The sequence below is a fragment of the Pseudomonas sp. B15(2017) genome (assembly GCF_002113215.1).
GTDB lineage: Bacteria > Pseudomonadota > Gammaproteobacteria > Pseudomonadales > Pseudomonadaceae > Aquipseudomonas.
Window position 1 is genome coordinate 55,977 of the sequence record NZ_NEJZ01000018.1, and the last position, 16,310, is coordinate 72,286.

Genomic DNA, 16,310 nt, shown 5'->3' on the forward strand with positions numbered 1-16,310 from the left:
CGCGCAGGTTGGCTGTCGCAGTGTAGTCCAACGGTTTTACGGGCTGCGTCAAAACACAAGGTGCAACAGATCCACAGGGCAAGGGCGCCAGCATGAACCACACTGAGGGATATTCCCGCCGCCGGTTGCTGACGCTGGCAGCCGGGGTGTCAGCGGTTTTCACCTTTGACCGGGCGCTGGCCGCCATTACGTCGCCGAACGCCACAGGAGCCCAGACCATGCAGACACGTCCCATCCCTTCGAGCTCCGAGCCACTGCCGCTGGTGGGGTTGGGCACGTATCGCGGTTTCGACGTCGCTCCCGGCGATCCGGTCTACAAACAATTGCCAGGGGTGCTCGGCGAGCTGTTCAAAAAGGGCGGCACGGTGATCGACAGCTCGCCCATGTACGGCCGCGCCGAGGAAACCACCGGTGAATTGCTCTCGATCCACGAACCGCGTTCGCCGGCATTCCTGGCGACCAAGGTCTGGACTCGTGGCCGCGAAGAGGGCATCGCGCAGATGGAACAGTCGTTCAGCCTGCTGCGCACCGAGCGCATCGACCTGATGCAGATCCATAACCTGCTCGACTGGCAAACCCACCTGCCAACCCTGCGCGAATGGAAAGAGCAGGGCCGCATTCGCTACATCGGCATAACCCACTACACGCCGTCGGCCTATGACGAGGTCGAAGCGGTGCTCAAGGCCGAGCCGCTGGATTTCCTGCAAATCAATTACGCCCTGGATGATCGCGGGGTCGAGAAACGCATCCTGCCGCTGTGCCGCGAACTCGGAGTGGCAGTGATCTGCAACCGGCCGTTCGGCGGCGGCGACCTGCTCGCGCGGCTCAAGGGCAAACCGCTGCCGGGGTGGGCGGCGCAAGTCGGGGTCAAGAGCTGGCCGCAACTGGCGTTGAAATTCCTGCTGGCGCATCCGGCGGTGACCTGCGTGATTCCCGGCACCAGCAATCCGCTGTACATGGCCGACAATGCCGGCGCCGGATTCGGGCTGATGCTGACCGATGCGCAGAGGCAGCAGTTGATTGCGCTGGTGAGTTAGTCGCCTGGGTCATCCAGATTGTCGATGTGCTTGAAGCGCTCCACCAGAAAATCGATCAGGCTGCGAACCCGTGCCGATAGGTGCAGCTGTTGCGGATACACCGCGTACACATCGGCGCGGGTCGGGGTCTGGTCTTCCAGCACCAGGCGCAAACGGCCGCTGCGCACGTAGCGGGCGATGTCCCATTCTGAACGCAGCAGAATGCCATAGCCTTCCAGAGCCCAATTCAAAGCCACCTCACCATCGTTGCAACCCAGGGCACCGCGCACTTTGATGTTTTGCGTCCGTCCGCCGTCAGTGAAGCTCCAGACGCCGTAGGGGGTTTCGTTCTGCCGCAGGAATATACAGTTGTGTTGCGGCAGGTCCGACAGTTTCTGTGGCACCCCGTGTTTCTCCAGATACAGCGGCGAGGCACAGAGCAAACGGCGGTTGGAGGCGATTTTGCGGGCATGAAATGCCGCGTCGGGCAGGGTGCCGAAACGGATCCCCAGATCAAAGCCGTGGGTCGTCAGCTCCAGCGGGTGGTCGCTGATTTCCAGCTGGATTTCCACCTCCGGGTATCGGGCAAAAAACGCCGCCAGGGCCGGACCGATGTAGCGACGACCAAAGCCCAGCGAGGCATTGACCCGGATCAGCCCCTTAGGGGTTGCCCTGCTGGCGCCGATCAACTGCTCGACCTCGTCGATCTGCGTCAGGATCCGCGCCGAATGGGAAAAATAAAGTTCGCCTTCTGCCGTGAGACTCATTGAGCGCGTGGTGCGATTGACCAGCCGCACACCCAGACGAGCCTCCAGCGCACTCAGGCGTTTGCTTACGGCTGGAGGCGTCACACCCAATTCCCGAGCCGTGGCGGCCAGGCTGCCTTTGTTGGCCAGCAAATGAAAAAACGACAGATCGAGGGTCTGGCTCATTGGTAACTCAAAGTTATGGATGTAGTTATTTTCTGTAACTCACCGCTTTCTGGTCACTACATATACTCCGATCACACCCCGCCTGACATCCCTGTCCGGCAGGCAAAACAAAAACGTGAAGAGAGTGGAGTTGACCATGAGTGCATACAAGATTGCAGCGGTTCCGGGTGATGGCATTGGTGTGGAAGTGATTGCCGCCGGCGTCGAAGTACTACAAGCCCTGGCGAAGAAATCCGGTTTTGAACTGGATTTCAAACACTTCGACTGGAACTCCGACAACTACCTGAAAAACGGTCACTACATTCCTGAAGGCGGCTTGCAGGAACTGAAAACCTTCGACGCAATTTTCTTCGGCGCGGTCGGCGCACTCAATGTGCCGGATCACATTTCCCTGTGGGGCCTGCGTCTGCCGATCTGCCAGGGTTTCGACCAATACGCCAACGTACGTCCGGCCCGCGTGTTGCCTGGGGTGAAAAGTCCGCTGCACAACGGTGAACAGATCGATTGGGTCGTAGTCCGGGAAAACTCCGAGGGCGAGTATTCCGGCAACGGCGGCCGCGTTCATCGAGGCTTGCCGGAAGAAGTGGCGACCGAAGTGTCGGTGTTCACCCGTGCCGGGGTCGAGCGCATTCATCGTTTCGCCTTCGAACTGGCGCAAAGCCGCCCGCGCAAACATTTGACCATGGTCACCAAATCCAATGCCCAGCGGCACGGCATGGTGCTGTGGGACGAAATCTTCTACGAAGTCGCCAAGGACTTCCCGGACGTGAAGATCGACAAGGAACTGGTCGATGCCGTGACCACCCGCATGGTGCTCAAGCCGGCGACGCTGGACGTGATTGTCGCGACCAACCTGCACGCCGACATTCTGTCTGATCTGGCCGCTGCGTTGTCCGGCAGCCTCGGCATTGCGCCCACGGCCAACCTCAATCCAGGGCGAGATTTCCCTTCGATGTTCGAGCCGATCCACGGCTCGGCGTTTGATATCACCGGCAAAGGCGTGGCCAATCCGATCGCTACGTTCTGGACTGCCGCGATGATGCTTGAGCATCTGGGCGAAAAAACAGCCGCCAAACACCTGATGTCGGCAATCGAGGCGGTCACGGAAAGCGGTCTGCACACCCCGGATCTGGGTGGCACCGCTACTACGCGCCAGGTCACCGACGCGGTGATCGCGCTGATCAACCGCTGATTCCTCTGCAATTCAAATCAGTACTGCGGCACACCGCCGAGGGGCGTATCACGCTCCTCGGCATTTCCTGACAACAATAAAAAATCAGGGCCCTGTCATGAAAAGAATATTCGGCAAACTTTACGTACAAGTCCTTGTCGCCGTGATCCTCGGCGCACTCATCGGCGTGCTGGTGCCCGAGACCGGCACCGCGCTCAAACCCTTGGGCGACGCCTTCATCAAACTGATCAAAATGCTGCTGGCGCCGGTGATTTTTCTCACGGTGGTGACCGGTATCGCCCGCATGGAAAACATGAAGGAACTGGGCCGGGTCGGCTTTCGTGCGTTGATCTATTTCGAGGTGGTGTCGACGCTGGCGCTGGTCATCGGCCTGATCGTGGTGGACGTGTTCAAGCCTGGCGCGGGCATGAATGTCGATGTCGCCAGTCTCGACACCAGCAGCCTGGCGACGTACACCACAGCGGCCAAACATGCGTCGTTCATGGATTTTGTGATGGGCATCATCCCCGACACGATCGTCGATGCATTTGCCAAGGGCAATGTTTTGCAAATCCTGTTGTTTTCGATCCTGCTGGGCATCGCCCTGGCCCATGTCGGGCCGCGTGGCAAGGTGTTTGTCGATGCGCTTGAGAGTCTGATGCAGGGCATGTTTCGAATCGTCAACATGGTCATGCGTCTGGCGCCGATTGGTGCGTTCGGCGCCATTGCCTTCACCATTGGCAAGTACGGTTTCGGTTCGCTGTTTTCACTGGGAAAACTGATGGCCTGCGTTTACCTGACCTGTGCGGTGTTCGTGATTTTTGTGCTCGGCCCGATCTGCCGTTACAGCGGTTTCAGCTTGTGGAAATTCCTCAGGTTCATCAAGGAAGAGCTGTTTACGGTACTCGGCACCAGCTCCTCGGAGTCGGTGCTGCCGCAGATGATCTCGAAGATGGAAAAGGCCGGCGTATCGAAACCGGTGGCCGGGATGATCATCCCCTCGGGGCTGACCTTCAACCCGGACGGCCAGGCCATCTACTACACCATCGCGGCGATCTTCATCGCTCAGGCGACGAACACACCGCTGACGCTGACCGACCAATTGATTGTGCTGGCGGTGTTGATGTTCACCTCCAAGGGCTCGGCGGGGGTAACCGGTTCAGGGTTCATCATACTGGCCGCGACATTGGCCTCGCTCGGCACGATACCGGTGGCAGGCATGGTGCTGTTGCTCGGGGTCGATCGCTTCATGTCGGAGGCTCGGGCAATCACCAACACCATCGGTAATGGCGTGGGCACCATGGCCATCGCCAAATGGGTCGGGGCGCTCGATAGCGAAAAAATGCACAGGGCGCTTAATGGCGAGGCCGAGGAACGGAGTGCGCAGGTGCCGGAAGCAGAGATCACTCTCAACGCCAGCGAATCTCTGCGCCCAGGCCTTGAACGCGTGGCCGCCAGGTAGACGAATCGGATTCAGCAACCGCAGGTGCCATGCCGTCTCAGGCACAAAAACGCCCGGCTCACGCCGGGCATTTTTCATTCGGTTTCAGATCATCTCAGGCAACGCATCCAGAATCTTGTCCAGGGTAATCGGATACTCCCGCACCCGCGCGCCCGTGGCGTTGTAGATGGCATTCGCCACCGCCGCGCTGACCCCGCAAATCCCCAGTTCACCGACACCCTTGGCTTTCATCGGCGATGAAATCGGGTCGGTTTCATCGAGGAAAATCACCTCCTGATGCGGAATGTCGGCATGCACCGGCACTTCGTAGCCCGCCAGGTCATGGTTGACGAAAAATCCCTGGCGTTTGTCCACCGCGAGTTCTTCCATCAATGCTGCGCCGACGCCCATGGTCATCGCGCCGATCACCTGGCTGCGGGCCGATTTCGGATTGAGAATCCGCCCCGCAGAGCAGACCGCGAGCATGCGCCGTACACGAACTTCGCCAGTGGCGGCATCGACGGCGACTTCGACGAAGTGCGCGCCGAAGGTCGATTGCTGGTACTGCTTGGCGAGGTCGGCGAATTCGATGCTGTCCTCTACTTCGACCGGGGCATGTTGCGCGGCCTCGCGTAACGGCACGTTCTTGTTGCCCAGTCGCACGTGTCCATCGGCAAACTGCGCTTCACCCGCGCTCATGCCAAGTTTGGCGGTGACCGCTTCGCGCAGTTTCATGCACGCCGCGTAGACCCCGGCGGTCGAACAGTTGGCGCCGAACTGGCCGCCGGAGCCGGACGACACCGGAAAATTCGAGTCGCCCAAGTGCACAGTCACATCGTCGAGACGCACGCCCATCACTTCGGCGGCAGTCTGGGCAATGATCGTGTAGCTGCCGGTGCCGATGTCCGTCATGTCGGTTTCAACGGTGATCTTGCCGTCGCGCTCCAGCCGCACGCGTGCGCCGGACTTCACCAGCAGGTTGTTGCGAATGGCCGCCGCGACGCCCATGCCGATCAGCCAGCGACCTTCGCGACGGCTGCCGGGCGTCGCATTGCGTTTATCCCAGCCAAAGCGTTCGGCGCCGGTTTGCAGGCATTCGATCAGACGCCGCCGGGAAAACGGTCGCTCGGTTTTCACCGGATCGACCTGCGTGTCGTTGAGGATGCGGAACTGGATCGGATCGAGTTTGAGCTTTTCCGCCATCTCGTCCATGGCGATCTCCAGCGCCATCAGCCCCGGCGTTTCACCGGGCGCGCGCATGGCGTTGCCTTCCGGCAGATCCAGCGGGGCCAGGCGCATGCTCACCAGACGATTTTCTGCGGCGTAGAGCAACTGACTGGGTTGCGCCGCGACTTCGACCTTGCCGTCTTCAAGATTGCCCGACCAGCCCTCATGGGCGATGGCGGTGAGTTTGCCGTCTGCCGTGGCGCCCATGCGGATGCGCTGGACGGTGGCGGGGCGGTGGGTGGTGTTGTTGGCGATCTGCGGACGGGCGAGCGCGACCTTCACTGGCCGGTTCGCCAGACGCGCGCCGAGGGCGGCGAGGATCGCGTCGGCACGAATGAACAGCTTGCCGCCAAATCCGCCGCCAATGTACGGCGAGATCAACCGCACGTTTTCCTTGGGCAGGCCGAGGGTGGTGGCGATGTCGCCGACGCTCCAGGCGATCATCTGGTTGGAGGTCCAGAGCGTCACCTGATCGCCTTTCCAGGCGGCGAGGGTCGCGTGGGGCTCCATCATTGCGTGGGACTGATCCGGCGTGGTGTAGGTCTGATCGAACTGCACGGGTGCGGCGGCGAAGGCGCTGGCGAAGTCGCCGTGGGTGACGTCCGGCAGTTCGTCTTTCGGCTCCACGCCCTGATCACGCACACTGGCCAGATCAAATTGACCTTTGTCGGCTGCGTATTCGACGTTGACCAATTGCGCGGCGGCCCGCGCCTGTTCGAAGGTTTCGGCGACCACCAGCGCCACGGCCTGGTGATAGTGCTGCACTTGCGGCCCGGCCAGCAGGTGCGCGGCGTTGTATTTGCCTTTGCCGAGCTTGCCTGCGTTGGCGGCGGTGACGATCGTCAGCACCCCCGGCGCGGCGCGGGCGGCATCCAGATCGATGCGGGTGATGCGGCCCTTGGCAATGGCCGAACCGACCATCACGCCGTAGGCCTGATTTTTTACGGCTTCATGTTGCTCGTAGGCGTAAGGTGCCTGGCCGCTGGTTTTCAGCGGGCCTTCGATGCGGTCGGTGGGTTTGCCGATGACGTTCAACTGGTCAATCGGGTTGGTCTTGGCGGGCGTGTCGAATTTCATGCTTCATCCCTCGCTTGGGCCAGCACCGAGGCAATGGTGCGCTCGACCAGCGTCACTTTGAACTGGTTGTCAGAGGTCGGCGTGGCGCCGTCGAGCAGGCGCGCGCTGACGGCCTTCGCGCCTTGCGGCAACAGCGCTTCCGCCGCTTCAACCCGCCAGGGTTTCGGCGCGATGCCGCCGACCGCAATGCGACCGCTGCCATCCTTCTGCAGGATCATGCCGACGGACACCAGGGCGAAGGCGTATGACGAACGGTCACGCACCTTGTGATAGACATGGGTACCGCCCACTGGCGCGGGCAAGGTTACGCCGGTGATCAGTTCGCCCGGTGTCAGGCTGGTTTCGACATTCGGGGTAGTGCCTGGCAATTGATGGAAGTCCGCCATGGCGATGCGCCGGGTGCTGCCATCGGCCTTGATCGTTTCGACCTGAGCATCGAGCGCGCGCATCGCAATCGCCATGTCACTCGGATGGGTCGCGATGCACGCGTCGCTGACACCGATGATGCCGAGTTGTCGACTGACCCCGCCAATCGCCGCGCAGCCACTGCCGGGATTGCGTTTATTGCAGGCCTGATTGGTGTCGTAGAAATACGGGCAGCGGGTGCGCTGAAGCAGATTGCCGGCAGTGGTCGCCATGTTGCGCAACTGGCCCGAGGCGCCGGCGAGCAAGGCGCGGGACAGCAGCGCGTAGTCTTTCCGGACCCGACTGTCGGCGGCCAGATCGGTGTTGCGCACCAAGGCGCCGATGCGCAAACCGCCGTCGTCGGTCGCTTCGATCTGATCGAGGCCCAGGTGATTGACGTCAATCAGCTGCTGCGGTGTTTCGATGCCCAGTTTCATCAAGTCCAGCATGTTGGTGCCGCCGGCGATGAAACGCGCACCTTCGATTTGCGCGGCCAGGGCTGCGGCTGCGGCGGGAGAGTCGGCGCGGCTGTAGTTGAACGCTCTCATGCTGGCACCTCCGCGACTTCGCTGATGGCTTCGATGATGTTCGAGTAGGCGCCGCAACGGCAGATGTTGCCGCTCATGCGTTCCTGCAATTCGCTGGCGATCAGTTGCGGTGCTTCGGTGAGGCTGACGCTGGCGTGGCTGGGGATACCGTTGCGGATTTCCTCAAGCACCGCCACCGCCGAGCAGATCTGCCCCGGCGTGCAGTAGCCGCATTGGTAACCGTCATGCTTGATGAACGCCGCCTGCATCGGATGCAACTGGTCAGGCATGCCGAAGCCTTCGATGGTGGTGACTTTGGCGCCGTCCTGCATCACCGCCAGGCTCAGGCAGGAATTGATTCGCCGGCCATCGACGATCACCGTGCAGGCGCCGCACTGGCCGTGGTCGCAACCCTTTTTGCTGCCGGTCAGGTGCAGGTGTTCGCGCAGCGCATCGAGCAGGGTGGTGCGGGTGTCAATCTCCAGCGTCTGCGGCTTGCCGTTGACTTCAATTGTCACTTTGGCCATGGCCGGTTGCTCCAGAGTGGCCGCGTAGGCCTTGAGGCTGATGAAGGGCGGCATCGCGAACGCAGTCGCGGTCACGGCCCCGAGAATCAGGAAACGGCGTCGGGAAATCGCCGACGGCGGTTGGTCGTTCATGGCTCAGATTCCTCTTTTCAGGTCGGCAGGTTGCAAATAACCCGCTCGGGCATGCCGGCGTCGTCGCCAGTCTTGGTCTGTTCTAGGAGTGACCGCAGGGGGGAGGAAAAGGTTTTGTCGGATTTCGTCTTGTGGTCGTGCCGGTCAGAGCCATCAATCGGCCACCGTGTGGACGGGCCGTACACGGCAGGCAGGGCGATGAACGGTTGTTGATGGCCAGTGAATCTAAGCCGGTTTCCCCGGTCGTATCTGCGCCAGCGCGTACCCGCGCTGCGTTGACTGTTTCCGTCGTCAAGACCTTGGTTTTAGGGAAAATCTGAATGATGCGTGCAACAAGCCTGCTGCTGACTGTTTCCGCCGCCGTATTGCTGGGCGGCTGTGTGGCGGATTTCGATGATGACCATCGGCATGGCCGGCATTACGACCGCGATCATGGCCGTTACTACGATCATGACCGACGCTGGGACGACCGCGACGACGACCGCCGCGACGGGCGTCGTTATTACCGCGACCGGGATGATGACTGACTGAAACGAAGAGGGCGCTCCCCGACGGGAGCGCCCTCTGGCATTAAAAATGAGCGCTCGCCCGGACGCTGGATCGCGCAGGCACGGAGGCCTCGATGTCCAGCAAATGGGTGGCGAGAATGTCGCTCAGAAAACGGAACTGATCGTTGAAGCCGACCACTTCATTGCTGAAATGATTGCTGGCGGCGGGCATCAACAGATCTTCGAAGGCTTTGTCGAACACCAGCGCTTGTGTCTTGCGCGACACGGCGTGCTGATCGTAATAGTTGCTGCCGAAGACCGGAAAACTCACGGCGAGGGTGACGGTACTGATCATGATGTGAACTCCTCGTGCTGTGTGTTTCGGATGGGTGCATCGTGCCTTCGGCGAGCGGTCGGCGGAAGGCGATCGTCGCAATGGTGAATATCGATGCCATTGATGGTTGGACTGATCCAGGCTGGACCTGCGGATAATCGGCGCACCGCACGCACCTATACTCATTTCATCGCTCCCGGAATCTCAGGTCTTGCGACCGCAGAACAGATAAGGATCGCCACCGTGAACCTGCGCGCGCTGCTCGTCGCCGCACTGGTGTTGCTGGCCGGCTGCGCCACCACGGCGCGGGCCCCGGTGACCGCGCCTGCAGTGGTGGTCTCGCCGGCCACCTGGCAGCAGATCGATCGGGAAATCATCAGCGCCTCGAAGCAGGCCACCGAGCAGGTCAAGCTGTTCGCCCGTGGCTCGATGGAACATTGGCGCATTCGGGTCTATGAGCAAACTGAAGAAAATTTCATCCCGTGGTTCAGCAGTTACTGGACCCAGGAATGGCTGTCGATGAAGGTCAGCTGGTACACGATCAGTGCCAGCGGCGAGCAGGATGCTTCGGCCAGGCGTCTGGCGGCCTATCTGTTGGAGCAATATCAGGAACGGGTGCTGGCGCCGGTGGCGGTGGAGATTGATCCGGACGCGATTCTCGGCCAGTCCACGGCGTTCTACGCGCAACTGATGGCGCAGCAGATGCCGCTCATCGCCCAGCGCCACGGCGTGCCCATCGCCCAGCTCAACGGGCGGTTGCAGAAAATCCCCGCCATCGCCCTTGGCCCGCCGCCGGCCCGCGATGCCTCGCTGTATCAGGTTGTCAGCACTGAGCCGTTGAACACGCTGCCGGCCTACGCCGCGCTGATCGACAAGATCCACACCGACGGCGGCTCGAAAGGCGTGGCCTCGACCGATACGGCGATGGCGCCGGTGGCCAGGCGTGCCAGCCAGCGCATGGAGGCGGAAATGGCCCCGCGCGGCGCTGCCAGTGCGGTGGCGGCAGCGGCAGGCAAACTGGCCGGGGCGCTGATTTCAGTCGGGGTGGCGGGTATCCGCGCGATCATTCAGGCCAACGATCGCCCCGACAGCGAAGCGCTGATCCGCAGCAGCCTGGGCAACACCTTCGACAAGGCCTGGCTGAAACTGGTGCAAGACCCCAACACCGGCGTGATGGCCGGCACGCTTCACATGGCGGCGCAGGTCGAGGGCAATCTGCGCGGGCGGGACGAACCGTCGGTCGGGTTGGGCGTCCACCGTGTCGAATGGCGGCCGCCCGAGTCGACTACTCAGCAGATCGAACCCAACCTGCAAGGAGAATGATCATGGCTTACATCGATGTGTTCGTGGCGCCCGTGCCGAATGCCAACCGCGAACAGTACAAAAAACACTGCGAGATCGCCGCGAAGCTGTTCAAGGAGTACGGCGCCCTGGAGGTGATTCAGGGCTGGGGCGATGACGTGCCGGACGGCAAGGTCACCTCATTCCCGATGGCCGTGAAACTCAAGGAGGGTGAAACCGTATCGGCGGGCTGGCTGGTCTGGCCGGACAAGGCCACCCGCGACGCCGGCATGGGCAAAATGATGGAAGATCCGCGCATGCAGCCGGACGTCAATCCAATGCCGTTCGATGGACAGCGGATGATTTTCGGCGGCTTCAAGGACATTCTCGAGTCCTGATGATGCGTTGCCGGATCACTCCGCCGACGGGGTGATCCGGCAGCCTTTGCGGTTGCGGATCTGCTCGTCCGACGGCCGTTCGCGGACGAATTCGAAACGCGGCTCTCCTTCGCTGTAATGCACCAGCCAGCCCCATTCCAGTTCACTCTCATCCTGTCCGGGATCCGGCGGTCGGGCCCACCAGGGTTCTTTGCTGAGGATCTCGCGCATGACGTCCTCCGGTTGATGGCAATCGTTGAACTATAAACCCCATGCCGAGAGTCGCCAGAAACGGGCGTGTAGAATCCAGGGATTTCGACGAACGAAGGAGCGTGACCATGACGGACGAAACGCGCGGAGATCAACCCTTCAAGCGGCTGTTCTTCGCCCTGGACTGCCCGCCGGCGCAGCGCAAGGCGATTGCCCAGTGGCGCAGCGAACTGGGTTTGCGCACCGGCAAACCGGTGCCGGCGGACAACTTTCACCTGACGCTGCTGTTTCTCGGCGCGGTGCCATTGGCGCAGATTGGCGAAGTCTGCGAGGCGGTGGCGAAAGTGCGCACTCCGGGGGAAGCGCTGAGGATTTCATTGGATCGGTTGCAGGTCTGGCGACGTGCCGGAGTGTTGTCGCTGGCGCCGGAGCAGGCACCGCAGGGATTGCTGCGTCTGGTGTATGCGCTGGAGCAGGCGATGTTGCCGTTCGGGTTTGAAGAGGCGACGCGCGAGTATCGCCCGCACCTGACGCTGGCCCGGGACTATCGCGCGCCGGAACCGGAATCCGCCACGCCGCCGGAGTTCTTCCTGCGCGCCGAGCGCTTTGCGTTGTTCGAATCCCACAAGGGACGTTATCGAATTGTTCAGGATTGGCCGCTGATCTGAGACCACAAAAAAAGGCGCCCGAGGGCGCCTGAATTCACCTGAACCGAGGAAAGCCAGGTGAGGCCGTTCAGAGCAGGGGGCAGCGGTGGTAAGGCGCTGCGTGAACGGAAACTTTTCACTCTGATCGCTGACTGGCTGATCGTTCCCACGCTCTGCGTGGGAATGCAGCCCGGGACGCTCCGCGTCCCAAAGCGGACGCAGAGCGTCCATTGAGACATTCCCACGCAGAGCGTGGGAACGATCACCGCGAGTACTCCGGGTTTATTTGCCGAGTTTCACGCGGGTCCAGCCCCGGGTCATGATCCGTTGCGTGGCAATCGGTTGATCCGGCACCGCATACAGCGTGGCCATCACCGCTTGCGGCGGGTACGAGCCCGGGTCGTTGCGGATCGCTTCGTCCACCAGCGGCGTCGCGGCTTCGTTGGCGTTGCTGTAGCCAATGCTGTTGGTGACTTCGGCGATGATGTCCGGGCGCATCAGGAAGTTCATGAACAGGTAGGCGTTCTCGACGTTGGCGGCATCGCGAGGGATGGCGACCATGTCATAGAAACTGCCGGCGCCCTCCTTGGGAATGCTGTAGTCGATCTCGACCTTGTTGCCCGACTCCACCGCGCGGGCCTTGGCCTGCAACACGTCACCCGAATAGCCGACGGCCACGCAGATGTTGCCGTTGGCCAGGTCCGAGATGTACTTGGACGAATGGAAATAGGCCACCGACGGCCGGATCTTCATGAACAACGCTTCGGCTTCGGCGATGTGTTTCACGTCCTTGTCGTTCACCGGATAACCCAGGTAATGCAGGGCGGCCGGGAGCATTTCGGTCGGCGAGTCGAGGAAACTGATGCCACAAGCCTTCAGCTTCTCGGCGTTTTCCGGTTTGAACAGCAGGTCCCAGGAATTGGTCGGCGCGTTCTTGCCGAGCACTTCGCGCACCTTGTCCGGGTTGAAACCGATGCCGATCGAGCCCCACATGTACGGGAACGCGTGGGCGTTGTCCGGATCACTGGCGGAGGCGTTTTTCAGCAGCACCGGGTTGAGATTCTTCCAGTTCGGCAGCTTCGATTTGTCCAGGGTCTGATAGACCCCGGCCTTGATCTGCTTGGCCAGGAAACTGTTGGACGGCACCACGATGTCGTAGCCGGATTTCCCTGCGAGCAGACGTGCTTCGAGGGTTTCATTGCTGTCGAACACATCGTAGGTCACGCGGATGCCGGTCTCGTCCTCGAACTTCTTGACGGTGTCCGGGGCGATGTAATCCGACCAGTTGTAAACGCGCAGCACCTTGTCGTTGGCCTGGGCGCCCGTGGCGATTGCGCCCAATAAGGACAGTGTCAGCAGAGTCCTGCCAAACATTTTCATCGGTACAACTCCATTCTTTTTATTCAAAAGCTTTATTCAAAAACACAAAGCGGAATTTCAGTGAATCGGTGGCGGGGAGAGGCTCCCGCGCCACCCGGTACTCAGGCTGTCGCTGCCACTCGTTGAGGTTGCGGTTGCTGCCACGATTCGTTGGCAGTCTGATCCATCGCTTCCTGAATCGCACGCTTGCGGTTGGCTTCTGCCTTGCGGCCGAAGTACCAGACCAGGAAGGTCACCAGCGACACCGCCAGCAGAATAAGACTGGCCACGGCGTTGATCTCCGGTTTCACGCCCAGACGCACGGCCGAGAACACTTCCATCGGCAGGGTGGTGGAGCCCGGCCCCGATACGAAGCTCGCCAGCACCAGGTCATCCAGCGACAGGGCGAACGACATCATGCCGCCCGCCGCCAGCGATGGCGCGATCATCGGGATGGTGATCAGGAAAAACACCTTGAACGGTTTCGCGCCCAGATCCATCGCCGCTTCTTCGATCGACAGGTCCAGCTCGCGCAAGCGGGCGGAGACTACCACCGCCACATAAGCGGCACAAAACGTGGTGTGGGCGATCCAGATCGTGACGATGCCGCGCTCCTGCGGCCAGCCGATCAGTTGCGCCATCGCCACGAACAGCAGTAACAGCGACAGACCGGTAATCACCTCAGGCATCACCAGCGGCGCGGTCACCAGACCGCCGAACAGCGTACGACCCTTGAAGCGCGTCACGCGGGTCAGTACGAAAGCGGCGAGGGTGCCCAGCGCGACGGCGGCGATCGCGGTGTAGCAGGCGATTTCCAGCGAGCGCACCACCGAGCCCATCAGTTGAGTGTTGTCGAGCAAACCGACGTACCACTTCACCGACCAGCCGCCCCAGACCGTCACCAGTTTGGAGGCGTTGAACGAGTAGATCACCAGAATCAGCATCGGCAGATAGATGAACATCAGACCGAAGATCAGCATGAACTTTGAAAATCCGAAGCGTTTCATCCCCGTCCCTCCATCTCTTTGGCCTGGCTGCGGTTGAACAGCAGAATCGGCACAATCAGGATCAACAGCATCACCACTGCCAGCGCGGACGCCACCGGCCAGTCGCGGTTATTGAAGAACTCTTGCCACAGCACGCGACCGATCATCAGGGTCTCCGGGCCACCCAGCAGTTCCGGAATCACGAACTCGCCCACCACCGGAATGAACACCAGCATGCAGCCGGCGATGATGCCGTTCTTGGCCAGCGGCACGGTGATTTTCCAGAAGTTGTTGAAGTTGCTCGAACCCAGGTCCTGCGCCGCTTCCAACAGGCTGCCGTCGTGCTTTACCAGGTTGGCGTAGAGCGGCAGCACCATGAAGGGCAGGTAGGCGTAGACCACGCCGATATACACGGCCGTGTTGGTGTTGAGGATCTCGATCGGGTGATCGGTGAGCCCGGTCCACATCAGGAATGCGTTGAGCAGACCGTTGTTGCTGAGGATGCCCATCCACGCGTAAACGCGGATCAGGATCGCGGTCCAGGTCGGCATCATGATCAACAGCAGCAGGACGTTTTGCGCTTCCTTGCTGGCCTTGGTGATCGCGTAAGCCATCGGGAAGCCGATCACCAGGCACATCATCGTGCTCAGCGCCGCGACCTTCAGCGAACCGAGGTACGCCGACAGATACAGCTCGTCTTCGCCGAGCATGGTGTAGTTGCCGATGTTCAGCAGCAGCTGGAATTTCTGTTCGGCGTAGGTGTAGATCTCCGAGTACGGCGGGATCGACAACGCGGCTTCCGAGAAACTGATCTTCATCACCAGGAAGAACGGCAGCATGAAGAACAGGAATAGCCAGATGAACGGAATGCCGATGACGAACTTTCGCCCGCTGGGCACCAGGCGCAGGAATTGCTGATTGAAGGTTCTCATGAGCGCAGTACCACGCCGCTGTCGTCTTCCCACCAGACGTAGACCTTGTCATCCCAGGTCGGCCGCGCACCACGGCGTTCGGCGTTGGCCATGAACGACTGGACGATCTTGCCGCTCGGCAACTCGACGTAGAACACCGAGTGGCCGCCGAGGTAGGCGATGTCATGCACCTTGCCTTCGGACCAGTTGTAGCGGGTCTCTGGCTTGATCGTGCTGACCAGCATTTTTTCCGGGCGGATCGCGTAGGTGATCGACTTGTCCTGCACCGAGGTGCTGACGCCATGACCGACGTAGATCTTTTGCTGCAAGTCCGGGCTGTGAATGATCGCGTGACCTTCAAGGTCCTCGACCACGGTGCCGTCGAAGGCGTTCACGTTGCCGATGAATTCGCAGACCATACGGTTGACCGGCGCCTCGTAAATGTCGACCGGGCTGCCGACCTGAGCGATCCAGCCCAGGTGCATGATCGCGATACGCTCGGCCATGGTCATGGCCTCTTCCTGATCGTGAGTCACCATCACGCAGGTCACGCCGACGCGTTCGATGATCTCCACCAGTTCCAACTGCATTTGCGAGCGCAGCTTTTTATCCAGTGCGCCCATTGGCTCGTCGAGCAGCAACAGCTTCGGACGCTTGGCCAGGGAGCGGGCGAGGGCCACGCGCTGACGCTGACCACCGGACAGTTGATGCGGGCGGCGCTTGGCGTATTGGGTCATGTGGACGAGACGCAGCATCTCTTCGACACGGGCGTCGATTTCGCTGGCCGGCAAACGGTCCTGCTTGAGGCCGAAGGCGATGTTCTGCGCAACCGTCATGTGCGGGAACAGGGCGTAGGACTGGAACATCATGTTGATCGGCCGCTCGTACGGCGGCATGTCGGTGATGTCGACACCGTCGAGCAGAATGCGTCCTTCAGTCGGCCGTTCGAAACCGGCGAGCATGCGCAGCAGGGTCGATTTGCCCGAGCCGGAGCCGCCGAGCAAGGCGAAGATTTCGCCCTGATGGATCTCCAGGGACACGTCGTCCACCGCAGTGGTTTCGTCGAACTTCTTGGTGACTCGATCGACTTTCACCAGAACCTTTTTCGGTTGCTGATGACCTTCAAGAGCCTTCCTGTAAGTGCTGGAGGCGTTTGCCATGTGAAACTCCCAACAGGTTTCAGTCGCCGGGCCAACGCGGCCTGGCTTAAGAGTGGATTGCAGACCCGCAAGAGCATTTCCTGTCGGACCACATCCCCTGGG

17 protein-coding genes are annotated in these 16,310 nt (G+C 61.1%); 7 read left to right on the forward strand and 10 right to left on the reverse strand.

The annotated features are described in order from the left end of the window. Positions 1-92: 92 nt before the first annotated feature. The gene (locus CAF73_RS23535; RefSeq protein WP_085704161.1) at positions 93-1,037 is read left to right on the forward strand and encodes an aldo/keto reductase; all 945 of its coding nucleotides are present in this window, start codon (positions 93-95) and stop codon (positions 1,035-1,037) included. Here the strand turns inward: CAF73_RS23535 and CAF73_RS23540 are convergent. After that, positions 1,034-1,948 carry a LysR family transcriptional regulator gene (locus CAF73_RS23540; protein WP_085704164.1) on the reverse strand — a complete coding sequence of 305 codons (915 nt, stop codon included), beginning with the start codon at positions 1,946-1,948 and terminating at the stop codon, positions 1,034-1,036. The genes CAF73_RS23535 and CAF73_RS23540 overlap by 4 nt on opposite strands. A 136-nt stretch (positions 1,949-2,084) precedes the next feature. On the opposite strand from CAF73_RS23540, the gene CAF73_RS23545 reads away from it, so the two are divergent. Together CAF73_RS23545 and CAF73_RS23550 are read left to right on the forward strand one after the other, a co-directional pair. Further along, positions 2,085-3,140 carry a tartrate dehydrogenase gene (locus CAF73_RS23545; RefSeq protein ID WP_039770942.1) on the forward strand — a complete coding sequence of 352 codons (1,056 nt, stop codon included), beginning with the start codon at positions 2,085-2,087 and terminating at the stop codon, positions 3,138-3,140. A gap of 97 nt (positions 3,141-3,237) precedes the next feature. After that, positions 3,238-4,581, forward strand: a complete 1,344-nt coding sequence (locus CAF73_RS23550; RefSeq protein WP_085704167.1) for a dicarboxylate/amino acid:cation symporter — start codon at positions 3,238-3,240, stop codon at positions 4,579-4,581. Positions 4,582-4,665: 84 nt separating this feature from the next. Here the strand turns inward: CAF73_RS23550 and paoC are convergent, their stop codons facing one another. From paoC to paoA, 3 genes are read right to left on the reverse strand one after another with little or no spacing between them, the layout of a single operon-like run. Further along, positions 4,666-6,864: an aldehyde oxidoreductase molybdenum-binding subunit PaoC gene (paoC, locus tag CAF73_RS23555; RefSeq protein ID WP_085704170.1), complete on the reverse strand. Its 2,199-nt coding sequence runs from the start codon at positions 6,862-6,864 to the stop codon at positions 4,666-4,668. Further along, positions 6,861-7,817, reverse strand: a complete 957-nt coding sequence (locus tag CAF73_RS23560; RefSeq protein WP_085704173.1) for a xanthine dehydrogenase family protein subunit M — start codon at positions 7,815-7,817, stop codon at positions 6,861-6,863. Before CAF73_RS23560 ends, paoC begins: the two co-directional genes overlap by 4 nt. Further along, positions 7,814-8,455: an aldehyde dehydrogenase iron-sulfur subunit PaoA gene (gene paoA / locus CAF73_RS23565; RefSeq protein ID WP_085704175.1), complete on the reverse strand. Its 642-nt coding sequence runs from the start codon at positions 8,453-8,455 to the stop codon at positions 7,814-7,816. The genes CAF73_RS23560 and paoA overlap by 4 nt, the downstream gene beginning before the upstream one ends. A 320-nt stretch (positions 8,456-8,775) precedes the next feature. Between paoA and CAF73_RS23570 the strand changes: the two genes are divergently transcribed. After that, positions 8,776-8,982 carry a hypothetical protein gene (locus CAF73_RS23570; protein WP_039770932.1) on the forward strand — a complete coding sequence of 69 codons (207 nt, stop codon included), beginning with the start codon at positions 8,776-8,778 and terminating at the stop codon, positions 8,980-8,982. Positions 8,983-9,025: 43 nt separating this feature from the next. Here the strand turns inward: CAF73_RS23570 and CAF73_RS23575 are convergent, their stop codons facing one another. Beyond that, positions 9,026-9,298: a hypothetical protein gene (locus CAF73_RS23575; RefSeq protein ID WP_085704178.1), complete on the reverse strand. Its 273-nt coding sequence runs from the start codon at positions 9,296-9,298 to the stop codon at positions 9,026-9,028. Positions 9,299-9,520: 222 nt separating this feature from the next. On the opposite strand from CAF73_RS23575, the gene CAF73_RS23580 reads away from it, so the two are divergent. Beyond that, on the forward strand, positions 9,521-10,600 hold the full coding sequence (locus CAF73_RS23580; protein ID WP_085704180.1) for a hypothetical protein: 1,080 nt from the start codon (positions 9,521-9,523) through the stop codon (positions 10,598-10,600). 2 nt (positions 10,601-10,602) lie between these two features. Continuing rightward, a complete protein-coding gene (locus tag CAF73_RS23585; RefSeq protein WP_085698724.1) occupies positions 10,603-10,956 on the forward strand; it encodes a DUF1428 domain-containing protein in 354 nt (117 codons plus the stop codon). Between the two features lie 15 nt (positions 10,957-10,971). Here the strand turns inward: CAF73_RS23585 and CAF73_RS23590 are convergent, their stop codons facing one another. After that, a complete protein-coding gene (locus CAF73_RS23590; RefSeq protein ID WP_085698726.1) occupies positions 10,972-11,166 on the reverse strand; it encodes a hypothetical protein in 195 nt (64 codons plus the stop codon). A gap of 107 nt (positions 11,167-11,273) precedes the next feature. On the opposite strand from CAF73_RS23590, the gene thpR reads away from it, so the two are divergent. Beyond that, positions 11,274-11,813, forward strand: coding sequence for an RNA 2',3'-cyclic phosphodiesterase (gene thpR / locus CAF73_RS23595; RefSeq protein WP_085698728.1), 540 nt, complete (start codon positions 11,274-11,276; stop codon positions 11,811-11,813). Between the two features lie 261 nt (positions 11,814-12,074). Here thpR and CAF73_RS23600 read toward each other — a convergent pair whose 3' ends face one another. The 4 genes from CAF73_RS23600 to CAF73_RS23615 all read right to left on the reverse strand — a co-directional run bounded on the left by CAF73_RS23600 (position 12,075) and on the right by CAF73_RS23615 (position 16,208). Beyond that, positions 12,075-13,172, reverse strand: a complete 1,098-nt coding sequence (locus tag CAF73_RS23600; protein WP_007957121.1) for a polyamine ABC transporter substrate-binding protein — start codon at positions 13,170-13,172, stop codon at positions 12,075-12,077. 101 nt (positions 13,173-13,273) lie between these two features. After that, positions 13,274-14,158 carry an ABC transporter permease subunit gene (locus tag CAF73_RS23605; RefSeq protein ID WP_011333555.1) on the reverse strand — a complete coding sequence of 295 codons (885 nt, stop codon included), beginning with the start codon at positions 14,156-14,158 and terminating at the stop codon, positions 13,274-13,276. After that, positions 14,155-15,036, reverse strand: coding sequence for an ABC transporter permease subunit (locus CAF73_RS23610; protein ID WP_170929740.1), 882 nt, complete (start codon positions 15,034-15,036; stop codon positions 14,155-14,157). Before CAF73_RS23610 ends, CAF73_RS23605 begins: the two co-directional genes overlap by 4 nt. Before the next feature lie 29 nt (positions 15,037-15,065). Further along, the gene (locus tag CAF73_RS23615) at positions 15,066-16,208 is read right to left on the reverse strand and encodes an ABC transporter ATP-binding protein (RefSeq protein WP_085686388.1); all 1,143 of its coding nucleotides are present in this window, start codon (positions 16,206-16,208) and stop codon (positions 15,066-15,068) included. Positions 16,209-16,310 lie beyond the last annotated feature (102 nt).

Bases quoted from the DNA above. Each gene is read 5' to 3' on its own strand.
- CAF73_RS23570 (WP_039770932.1), top strand. From the start codon at position 8,776: ATGATGCGTGCAACAAGCCTGCTGCTGACTGTTTCCGCCGCCGTATTG.
- paoA (WP_085704175.1), bottom strand. From the start codon at position 8,455: ATGAACGACCAACCGCCGTCGGCGATTTCCCGACGCCGTTTCCTGATT.
- CAF73_RS23550 (WP_085704167.1), top strand. From the start codon at position 3,238: ATGAAAAGAATATTCGGCAAACTTTACGTACAAGTCCTTGTCGCCGTG.
- CAF73_RS23600 (WP_007957121.1), bottom strand. From the start codon at position 13,172: ATGAAAATGTTTGGCAGGACTCTGCTGACACTGTCCTTATTGGGCGCA.
- CAF73_RS23615 (WP_085686388.1), bottom strand. From the start codon at position 16,208: ATGGCAAACGCCTCCAGCACTTACAGGAAGGCTCTTGAAGGTCATCAG.
- CAF73_RS23545 (WP_039770942.1), top strand. From the start codon at position 2,085: ATGAGTGCATACAAGATTGCAGCGGTTCCGGGTGATGGCATTGGTGTG.
- CAF73_RS23560 (WP_085704173.1), bottom strand. From the start codon at position 7,817: ATGAGAGCGTTCAACTACAGCCGCGCCGACTCTCCCGCCGCAGCCGCA.
- paoC (WP_085704170.1), bottom strand. From the start codon at position 6,864: ATGAAATTCGACACGCCCGCCAAGACCAACCCGATTGACCAGTTGAAC.
- CAF73_RS23590 (WP_085698726.1), bottom strand. From the start codon at position 11,166: ATGCGCGAGATCCTCAGCAAAGAACCCTGGTGGGCCCGACCGCCGGAT.
- CAF73_RS23535 (WP_085704161.1), top strand. From the start codon at position 93: ATGAACCACACTGAGGGATATTCCCGCCGCCGGTTGCTGACGCTGGCA.
- CAF73_RS23585 (WP_085698724.1), top strand. From the start codon at position 10,603: ATGGCTTACATCGATGTGTTCGTGGCGCCCGTGCCGAATGCCAACCGC.
- thpR (WP_085698728.1), top strand. From the start codon at position 11,274: ATGACGGACGAAACGCGCGGAGATCAACCCTTCAAGCGGCTGTTCTTC.
- CAF73_RS23575 (WP_085704178.1), bottom strand. From the start codon at position 9,298: ATGATCAGTACCGTCACCCTCGCCGTGAGTTTTCCGGTCTTCGGCAGC.
- CAF73_RS23540 (WP_085704164.1), bottom strand. From the start codon at position 1,948: ATGAGCCAGACCCTCGATCTGTCGTTTTTTCATTTGCTGGCCAACAAA.
- CAF73_RS23605 (WP_011333555.1), bottom strand. From the start codon at position 14,158: ATGAAACGCTTCGGATTTTCAAAGTTCATGCTGATCTTCGGTCTGATG.